The organism is uncultured Thiodictyon sp. (genome assembly GCF_903828115.1).
GTDB lineage: Bacteria > Pseudomonadota > Gammaproteobacteria > Chromatiales > Chromatiaceae > Thiodictyon.
Map to the genome: position 1 here is coordinate 1 of NZ_CAIKKU010000236.1, position 9,000 is coordinate 9,000.

The following is a 9,000-nucleotide window of genomic DNA, read 5'->3' on the forward strand; positions in this document are numbered from 1 at the left end:
AGCGATGCAATCTGGCGTGCGCAAGAATCCGGGGCACTACGATAAACTCGATTACGACAACGACAACGACAACGACGCGACCAGCATTCCCTGATGGACTTGTTCAACTTATTGGTGAACCGTTCCTTAACGAGATGGGCAGCGCCGACGGGAATGCTCCATTGTCCCTCGCCCCGCAGGTTTGCCTCATTGGTTATACAGCTGCTCGAACCCGCCCTCCGAGAAGCCCTGCAAACGCGCCTCGCCGACCAGGATCAGGGGTACCCCATGGCCGCCCAGGCGCTTGAATTCACGGCCGGCGGCGGCGTCCTGCTCGACATCGTATTCGCTGTAGGCCACCCCATGGGTATTGAAGTAACGGCGCGCCTGTTTACAGTAGCCGCACCAGGCGGTAGCGTACATGACCACCCGCTTGGCGCCCGGGCGGCTTGGTGCCGCGGCCGGGGGCGGGGTACTGAGCGCGGCGGGCCGCACGGCCGGCGGTGCCGGGTCCGGAGTCGCGGGAAGGCGAACCTGCTCGGCAGTCCCGCCCGCGGGAGGCTGATCGGAGAAATGGGTGACGCCCTGGGCGTCGGTCCATTTGTAGATCTCGGCCTGGGCAGGGCCCGGCGCGCCGCCCATCAGGGCGGCCAGGAGGACCGCGCTCAAGCCCGTCAGTCGGGATTGGGTGCTCATGGCGGCTGAGAATGCCAATTTCAGCGTTTCAGGGCAAGCAGCAACACGCCGCCGGCGACCATCCCGATCCCACCCCCCATGATGACGGCGGTCCGCACCAGTGTGGCAAGGTCTGAATCCACTCCCTTTATCCCGATCTTGGCAAAGATGGCAGTCATTGCAGCAAACACCGCGGACAGCACTGCCCACTGGATGCGGTGCCAATCGCCACGATGTCGGGATTCTACCCTGAAGGTCGCGCAGCAACGCTGTGGGAGCGGCTTCAGCCGCGCCGGGACCTGCGTGCGGCACCTCGCAGGTTACCGCGGCCTCGCGTCGCGGCCAACGGCCATGAGGGGTTGTCCGTCACCCCCGAAACATGAAAGCCCCCAGCGGGAGCGGCTTTAGCGGTAACCCGACTGACGCGGTTCTTCTCTGCGCCTCTGCGTGAGACTCTTTGAGAGGTCTCACGCAGAGGCGCAGAGACGCAGAGGCGGTGACCCGCGACGCTTGGGTAACCCGCGAGGCCTCGTCGCGGCTGAAGCCGCTCCCACAAGGTCTCCGCCGGCCTTTCACGGTACAGCCGCTCCCACGGGGGACGGGGAGTCGCACGCCGCGGCCCGATCCCACTAATCCTCCGGGCGCAGGTGCGGGAAGAGCAGGACATCGCGAATGGACGGCGAATCCGTAAACAGCATCACCAGCCGGTCGATGCCGATGCCCTCGCCCGCCGTGGGCGGCAGGCCGTATTCCAGGGCGCGGATGTAGTCGGCGTCATAGTACATCGCCTCTTCATCACCAGCGTCCTTTTGCGCCACCTGGTGACGGAAGCGCTCGGCCTGGTCCTCGGCGTCGTTCAGCTCGGAGAAGCCGTTGGCGATCTCGCGCCCGCCGATGAAGAACTCGAAGCGGTCGGTCACCAGCGGGTTTTGGTCATTACGCCGCGCCAGCGGGGAGACCTCGGTGGGGTATTCGGTGATGAAGGTAGGGGCGATGAGCCGGTGCTCGCCGGTCTGCTCGAAGATGGCGATATGGATGCGACCAAGCCCCCAGTCGTCCTTTGCCGCAATCCCCAGGGTGGCGGCGCTGCGGCGGGCGGCGTCGAGGTCGTCGATATCCGCGGCACTGAACGCGGGATTGAAGCGCAGGACGGCCTCACGCACCGTCAGGCGCTCGAAGGGCTGGCCGAAGTCGAAGGCGGTGCCCTGGTAGTCGAAGGTCGTGGTCCCCAGGACAGACTGCGCCATGCCGCGCAGCAGGTCCTCGGTGAGGTCCATCAGGTCGCGGTAGTCCGCGTAGGCCTGGTAAAACTCCAGCATGGTGAACTCGGGGTTGTGCCGGGTCGAGAGCCCCTCGTTGCGGAAGTTGCGGTTGATCTCATAGACACGCTCGAAACCGCCCACCACCAGGCGCTTGAGATATAACTCAGGGGCGATGCGCAGGTACAGCTTCATGTCGAGCGCGTTGTGATGGGTGACGAAGGGGCGCGCGACGGCGCCGCCCGGGATCACATGCATCATCGGCGTCTCGACCTCCAGGAAGGCCCGCTCATTCAGATAGGCACGGATGTAGGCGATGATACTGATGCGGGTGCGGAAGGTGGCGCGGGTGGACTCGTTGACGATGAGGTCGACATAGCGCTGGCGGTAGCGGGTCTCCATGTCGGCGAGCCCGTGCCACTTCTCGGGCAGGGGGCGTAGGGCCTTGGTGAGGAGGCGAATGGACTCGCAGCGCACCGACAACTCGCCGGTCTTGGTCTTGAACAGGGTGCCGGCGCAGCCGATGATGTCGCCGATGTCGAGTTCATGCTTATAGGCGGCATAGGCGGCCTCGCCCAGGGCATCGCGGCTCACGAAGAGTTGGATGCGCCCGGACATGTCCTGGAGGTGGGAGAAGCTCGCCTTGCCCATCACCCGGCGGCTCATGAGCCGGCCGGCGATGGCCACCCGCAGGGGCGGTTCGACCAGGGCCGCGGCGTCCCAATTCTCATAGTCGTTGAGCAGGTCGCCGGCGAGTGCATCGCGCCGGAAGTCGTTGGGAAATGCCTCGCCGGCGGTGCGCAATTGGGCGAGCTTCTCGCGCCGCTGCGCGATCAGCTTGTTGTCGTCTTGGGGTGCGGGTGTAGTACTATCTGACATGATATGGCTTTAGGCGTCCAGTAGCGATCTGAAGTCGGAACAAAGCTTGCGAAAGGAGCGGGAACGGAACTCTGCCAGCACGATATCGAAGCGCGACGTCAGTGCCGGCTGATCGACACGCGAATCGTAGTTGCCCATGCGTTGGCCGATCCATCCTTTGGCGTCACGGCTGCGCTCCGGATCAGCGGGCGCAATCAAGTCTGCGGGCAGACCGCGAAAGCCGGCCAGCGAATCGGCTGCAGCGATGAACCAGGACTCGAACTCACGATGCGCCAGCACGACCCGCGCGGGACACCGGGGTAGGGTTTGCGTTACGCGCTCTTGTGTCTGCGGGCCAAGCTGCGCCGGGCAATCGTCGTCCGCATCCAACAGCACCAGTATGCAACCGCTCGGCGCGGCCTTCGCCGCCGCCAGCGTCAATTGGCGATTGAACTCGCGTGTATCGTGGAGAAATTTGTCGCGTCCGACCCGGATTGGTCTTGGTATATCGATGTACCTGCCGGGATAGAACAATTCGGCCATACGGCGTAAGAGCAGCGGTACCGATTGCACCTCGCCATGCCCTTCGACGATTGTGACCAGGCGATGTCTCACGCGCGCCACCCGGTAAAAAGGTCGAGTTGGCGCGGGCCACGCCCATAAAGATCAACGCTGGGCGCGATCTGATCCAGCCGCAGCAACTCCCCCGGCGTATACAAACCGGACCGGATGACTTCGCGGGCCGCCTGGTCCGGGGCTGAGATGTAGGTGACGTTCCCCTTGGCGGCCACACCGAGAATCTCTTGCTCGTTGAGCCCTGGGTCATCGAGCAAATCAGGGCTATGGCTCGTAATCAGGACCTGGCGATTGATGGAGGCCTTACGCAAGGCCCCCATCAACACGCCGGCCGCGGCGGGGTGCAGTGCCACCTCGGGTTCCTCGATGCCCACCAAGGGGATGCGCCCCGACCCGCCGGGCTGAAACAGTGCGACCAGAATACCCAAGGCCCGCAGGGTACCGTCGGACATATTGGCCGCCGCAAAGCGCCAGGGGTTCTTCGCGCCATCAATGGTCTGGCGAAATTCGAGTGTCTCCTTCGGTCCCACCTGAACCGACTCGACCCCGGAGATACCCGGCACGATCATCGTCAGCAACTCTTCAACCTGCTCCTTGCGCTGCGGTGCCTGCACGCTCATCAACGCCAGTACGCTGGTGATGTTCTCACCCGCCATCGCCAGCAGTGAACCATCGGCCGGCGTTTGCAGGTCCCTGATCAGGCGTGGATTCAGATTGTAGAACCCCATGCTGCCGAAGGCATCGAAGAGCGCCCGGAACGGGTAAACACCGGACGCATTCGTGAGAAACAGCCGATCCGGGTAGGCGGCGGGGGCAAGCGCGAGCGTCGACTCCGCCAGCACACCATTCTTGACCGCATAGGAATGGCGTTTCGCGTCCGCATCGATCACACACTCCTCGCGGATCACTTGATACCCACCGCGCCCCGCGGCCCCGACCTGAAAGGCGTAATGACCAGTCTCCCCGCCGGGCAACCGGAACTCCAGACGCACGCCGAAGTTGTGGGGATGCCCATTGGATCGCCGGCGCACCGCATCGATGCCGGATCGCTCGCGGATGGCGTATTCCAGCGAGGTGCGCAGGCTGTCGCGAACAAACGCCAGCGCGTCGAGAAAGTTGCTCTTCCCGGCGCCGTTCGGCCCGACCAGAAACGTCAGGGCCGACAGCCGCACATCGCATGACGCAATACTGCGGTAGTTCGTCAGCTTCACCCGCGTAAGGTAGGGTGGCGGCGGCGGTGATCGCAACGCCGCCAGGTCGAGCGCGGGCGTTCGGCCCAAGGGCGACGTCATAACCCGCTCTTGAGGCTCGCCTCGATGAAGGGATCGAGATTGCCGTCGAGCACCCCCTGGGTATTGGCGATCTCGATATTGGTGCGCAGGTCTTTGATCCGCGACTGGTCCAGGACATAGGAACGGATCTGGCTGCCCCAGCCGATGTCGGACTTGGTGTCCTCCACCGCCTGCTGGGTGGCCGCGCGCTTCTGCATCTCCAGCTCATAGAGCTTGGCCTTGAGTTGCTTCATGGCCTGGTCCTTGTTCTTGTGCTGGGAGCGCTCGTTCTGGCACTGGACCACGATCCCCGTGGGATTGTGGGTGATGCGCACGGCCGACTCGGTGCGGTTGACGTGCTGACCGCCGGCCCCGCTCGCGCGGTAGACATCGATGCGGAGATCCGCGGGGTTGATCTCCACCACCACCGTGTCGTCGATCTCCGGGGAGACGAACACCGCCGCAAAAGATGTGTGGCGGCGATTGCCGGAGTCGAAGGGGGACTTGCGCACCAGCCGGTGGACGCCGATCTCGGTGCGCAGCCAGCCGAAGCAATACTCGCCCTGGAAGTGTACCGTGGCGGACTTGATGCCGGCCACGTCACCGGGGGAGACCTCCATCAGCTCGGTCTTGAAGCCGCGCCGCTCGCCCCAGCGCAGGTACATGCGCAGCAGCATCTCGGCCCAGTCCTGCGCCTCGGTGCCGCCGGAGCCGGCCTGCACATCGAGGAAGGCGTTCTTGTCGTCCATGGGGTTGGAGAACATACGGCGGAACTCCAGGCCCGCCACCCGCTCCTCGCAGCGGCCCAGATCGCGCAGGAGATCGGTGGCGGTCGCCTCGTCATCCTCCTCGGCGGCCAGGGCCAACAGGCCGTCGGCGTCGGCCAGGGCAGCGGTCATGTCGTCCACGGTCAGCACCACGGCCTCCAGGCCGGCGCGCTCACGGCCCAGGGTCTGGGCGCGCTCGGGGTCGTTCCAGACCTGCGGGTCTTCGAGTTCGCGCAAGACCTCGGTCAGGCGCTCCTGACGCTCCTCGTAGTCAAAGATACCCCCTAAGGGACGCGACGCGCCCCTTCAGGTCATTGATCTGGTGGGCGATGGGGTTGATGTCGAGCATGATTCACTCCGCGTTGGTCGAACCGCCAAGTATAGGCGCAGCGGGCCACCCGGCGCCACGACCGGCGGCGCCGGGCAAGCCGACGCCGCCCGGCGGTCGGCTATACTTTGCCCCAAGCCAATCAACCGTACCCGACCCCACTCATGGCACGCCTACCCCGCTTCATCCTGCCCGGCTTTCCGCAGCATGTGCTGCAGCGCGGCAACAATCGCCGGCAGATCCTGTTCAGGGAGGAGGACTATTGGTTCCTGTGGGAGAAGATCGGCACCGCCGCGGAGAAGTTCGAGTGTAGTATCCACGCCTACTGTCTGATGCCGAACCACTTCCATCTCCTGCTGACCCCGCTGCACGAGGACGGCATCGGCAAGTTGATGCAGTATGTCGGGCGCTGCTATGTCCAGTACTTCAACAGCGGCAACGACCGCACCGGCACCCTGTGGGACGGCCGCTATCGCGCCACCCTGCTGGACCCGGCCGACTGGATGATCCCGGTCAGTCGGTACGTGGAAGGCAACCCCGTGCGCGCCGGTCTGGTGAGCACCCCCGCCGACTATGCCTGGTCCAGCTTCGCCGCCAACGCGACCGGGGCACCGGACCGGCTGGTCACGGCGTCCGCCGACTATGAGCGTCTGGGCCGCGGCCCGAAGACCCGCCAGGCGGCCTATGCCAAGGGGTTCGCTGCCCCCCTGGACGAGGCGCGGTTGACCCGTATCCGCGACGCGACCAACAAGGCCTGGGTGCTCGGCGACGCCGCCTTCTGCGCCATAGTCGAGGAACGGCTGAACCGGCGCACCTCGCCGCGGGCGCGCGGCGGCGACCGGCGTTCGGCCGCGTACCGGATGGCCGCCGCGCGTCCCTGAGCGCCCCGGTCCGGGCGACCCACGCAAACCCCATGCACAACCCAACCATGCACACGACGGCAACGATGATCATCAGAGCACTGACCCTACTGCCCCCGGTCCTGCTGTGCCTCACGGCGGCGGCCACGGAATTGCACGATTCCGGTTACGGTGACGACAGTCTGGTCGATTCCAGCGGCCACTATTATTACCCGCAACCCAACGGCGGCTACCTGGACGCCTATGGTTCCACCTATAGCGCGATCGGCGGCGGGCTCTACACCGATGCCCTGGGGAACCTGCTCGATATCGGCACCGAGGCCGCCGAACCGGGCACCGAACCGACCAGCGGGGCCGGCGCACCGCCCGCTCAGACGCAGGACGATGAACGCGACCCCGACCCGGCCAGCCGCAAGACGCCGCGCGGTGCCGCAGACGCGCGCACGCCTGCGGCCGAGCGACTGGACGGCGAGTCATCCCAGTCGACAGCGACCGGGGACTTCGGTTCCAGATACCTGGAAGACGTGGGCGACGGCTATCTGAAGATCGACCCCCGCGAGATCGCGGCCGATCCGCGACTGGCCGAGCCGGACGGCGCGCCAGCCGACGGCGGCCAGGGAGTGCGGCGAGCGGAGCCGGCCCAGGGGCTCGAGACGAGCGACCCGGATTGGGGCTCCGCACCGACCCAGGAGGCCCCGTCCGCCCAGCGGTCAGAAGAACTGCATGACCTGTCACCGGTCGATCCGGGGAAGCGGATCCGGGACCAGGCGAGGTAGGGGGGGCACGTGACCTGCCCCCCGACCGATGCGGCGAATTGCGCTTTGCCTTATCCTCTCCCGCCTAATCGACCAACTCGCCCGCGATCACGCGCTCGAAGGTCAAGGCCCCGTCCGCGTACCCGACCTCGATCAGGTCCCCCGGGCCGAACTTGCCGGCCAGGATCTCCTGGGCGAGCGGATTCTCCAGTTGCGCGCGGATGGCGCGCCGCAGGGGCCGGGCCCCATAGACCGGGTCGAATCCCGCCTCCCCCAGGTGGTCCAGGGCCGCGTCGCTCAGGGTCAGTTGCATGTCCCGATCCGCGAGACGCTGTTGGAGATACTGGACCTGAATCCCGGCAATGGCCCGGATCTGGGTCGCGGTCAGGGAGTGGAAGACCACGATCTCGTCGAGCCGGTTGATGAACTCGGGCCGGAAGGCGTGGCGCACCGTCTCCATCACCGCCTCCTTCATGGCGGCATAGTTGGCCTCCCCCGCCCGCTGCTGGATGATGTCCGACCCCAGGTTGCTGGTCATGACGATCACGGTGTTGCGAAAGTCCACCGTGCGGCCCTGGCCGTCGGTCAGGCGCCCGTCGTCCAACACCTGCAAGAGGACATTGAAGACATCCGGGTGGGCCTTCTCCACCTCATCGAACAGGATCACGCTATAGGGCCGACGGCGCACCGCCTCGGTGAGATAGCCGCCCTCGTCGTAGCCCACATAGCCCGGGGGCGCACCGATCAGGCGCGCCACCGAGTGCTTCTCCATGAACTCGGACATGTCGATGCGCACCATCGCCTCCTCGGTGTCGAAGAGGAAGGACGCCAGGGCCTTGCACAGCTCGGTCTTACCCACCCCGGTGGGCCCCAGAAAGAGGAAGGAGCCGATCGGCCGGTTGGGGTCCGAGAGCCCGGCTCGGGAGCGGCGGATGGCATCGCTCACGGCCCGCACCGCCTCGCCCTGGCCCACCACCCGCCGGCCCAGTTCCTCCTCCATGCGCAGGAGCTTGGCCCGCTCCCCCTCCAGCATCCGCGACACCGGGATACCGGTCCACTTGGAGACGATGTCCGCGATTTCCTCTTCAGTCACCTTGTTGCGCAGCAGCCGGGTCTCCCCCGGCGCGGCCTCGGCGGCCGCCACCAGTTGTTTCTCCAGTTCCGGGATGCGCCCATAGGCGAGTTCCGACATGCGTGCCAGGTCGCCGGCACGCCGGGCGGTCTCCATCTCGGTACGCGCCCGCTCCAGTTCCTCCTTGATATGGGCCGCGCCTTGGACCGCCGCCTTCTCGCCTTTCCAGACCTCGTTCAGGTCCGCGAACTCGCGCTCCAGTCGCTCGATCTGGCCTTCCAGGTCCGCCAGGCGTTTCTTGGAGGCCTCGTCCGACTCCTTCTTGAGCGCCTCACGCTCGATCTTGAGCTGGATCAGGCGCCGGTCGAGCTTGTCCATCTCCTCCGGCATGGAGTCGATCTCCATGCGCAACTGCGAGGCCGCCTCGTCGATCAGGTCGATCGCCTTGTCCGGTAACTGTCGGTCGGCGATGTAGCGGTGCGACAGGGTCGCCGCCGCCACGATGGCCGGGTCCGTGATCTCCACCGCGTGGTGGACCTCGTAGCGCTCCTTGAGTCCGCGCAGGATGGCGATGGTGTCCGCCACGTTGGGCTCGTTCAC

General features: G+C 65.9%; 9 protein-coding genes. 2 read left to right on the plus strand and 7 right to left on the minus strand.

The features are described from left to right. Positions 1–186: 186 nt before the first annotated feature. From QZY48_RS08635 to prfB, 6 genes are all read right to left on the minus strand, one after another. Entirely contained in the window at positions 187–675 is a 489-nt protein-coding gene (locus tag QZY48_RS08635; protein ID WP_295430150.1) for a DUF4124 domain-containing protein, read from the minus strand. 20 nt (positions 676–695) lie between these two features. After that, a complete protein-coding gene (locus tag QZY48_RS08640) occupies positions 696–833 on the minus strand; it encodes a hypothetical protein (RefSeq protein WP_295430152.1) in 138 nt (45 codons plus the stop codon). Positions 834–1,283: 450 nt separating this feature from the next. Beyond that, a complete protein-coding gene (gene lysS / locus QZY48_RS08645) occupies positions 1,284–2,792 on the minus strand; it encodes a lysine--tRNA ligase (protein ID WP_295430154.1) in 1,509 nt (502 codons plus the stop codon). Positions 2,793–2,801: 9 nt separating this feature from the next. Then, positions 2,802–3,395 (minus strand): DUF4276 family protein, encoded by a 594-nt coding sequence (locus tag QZY48_RS08650; RefSeq protein WP_366929657.1) that lies wholly within the window; start codon positions 3,393–3,395, stop codon positions 2,802–2,804. Next, positions 3,383–4,558, minus strand: coding sequence for an AAA family ATPase (locus QZY48_RS08655; protein ID WP_295430158.1), 1,176 nt, complete (start codon positions 4,556–4,558; stop codon positions 3,383–3,385). The genes QZY48_RS08650 and QZY48_RS08655 overlap by 13 nt, the downstream gene beginning before the upstream one ends. Positions 4,559–4,635: 77 nt before the next feature. Beyond that, positions 4,636–5,734, minus strand: a protein-coding gene (gene prfB, locus QZY48_RS08660; RefSeq protein ID WP_295430160.1) for a peptide chain release factor 2 whose coding sequence is annotated in 2 segments (ribosomal slippage) — positions 4,636–5,658 and positions 5,660–5,734 — 1,098 coding nt in all. Because the reading frame shifts where the segments join, the coding sequence is not laid out codon by codon here. A gap of 143 nt (positions 5,735–5,877) precedes the next feature. On the opposite strand from prfB, the gene QZY48_RS08665 reads away from it, so the two are divergent. Both QZY48_RS08665 and QZY48_RS08670 read left to right on the plus strand, forming a co-directional pair. Then, positions 5,878–6,594, plus strand: coding sequence for a transposase (locus QZY48_RS08665; protein ID WP_295430162.1), 717 nt, complete (start codon positions 5,878–5,880; stop codon positions 6,592–6,594). A 32-nt stretch (positions 6,595–6,626) separates the two neighbouring features. Then, positions 6,627–7,349 carry a hypothetical protein gene (locus tag QZY48_RS08670; protein ID WP_295430164.1) on the plus strand — a complete coding sequence of 241 codons (723 nt, stop codon included), beginning with the start codon at positions 6,627–6,629 and terminating at the stop codon, positions 7,347–7,349. A 64-nt stretch (positions 7,350–7,413) separates the two neighbouring features. On the opposite strand, the gene QZY48_RS08675 is transcribed toward QZY48_RS08670, so the two are convergent. Then, on the minus strand, positions 7,414–9,000 hold a 1,587-nt coding region (locus QZY48_RS08675), incomplete at its 5' end, for an AAA family ATPase (RefSeq protein WP_295430166.1).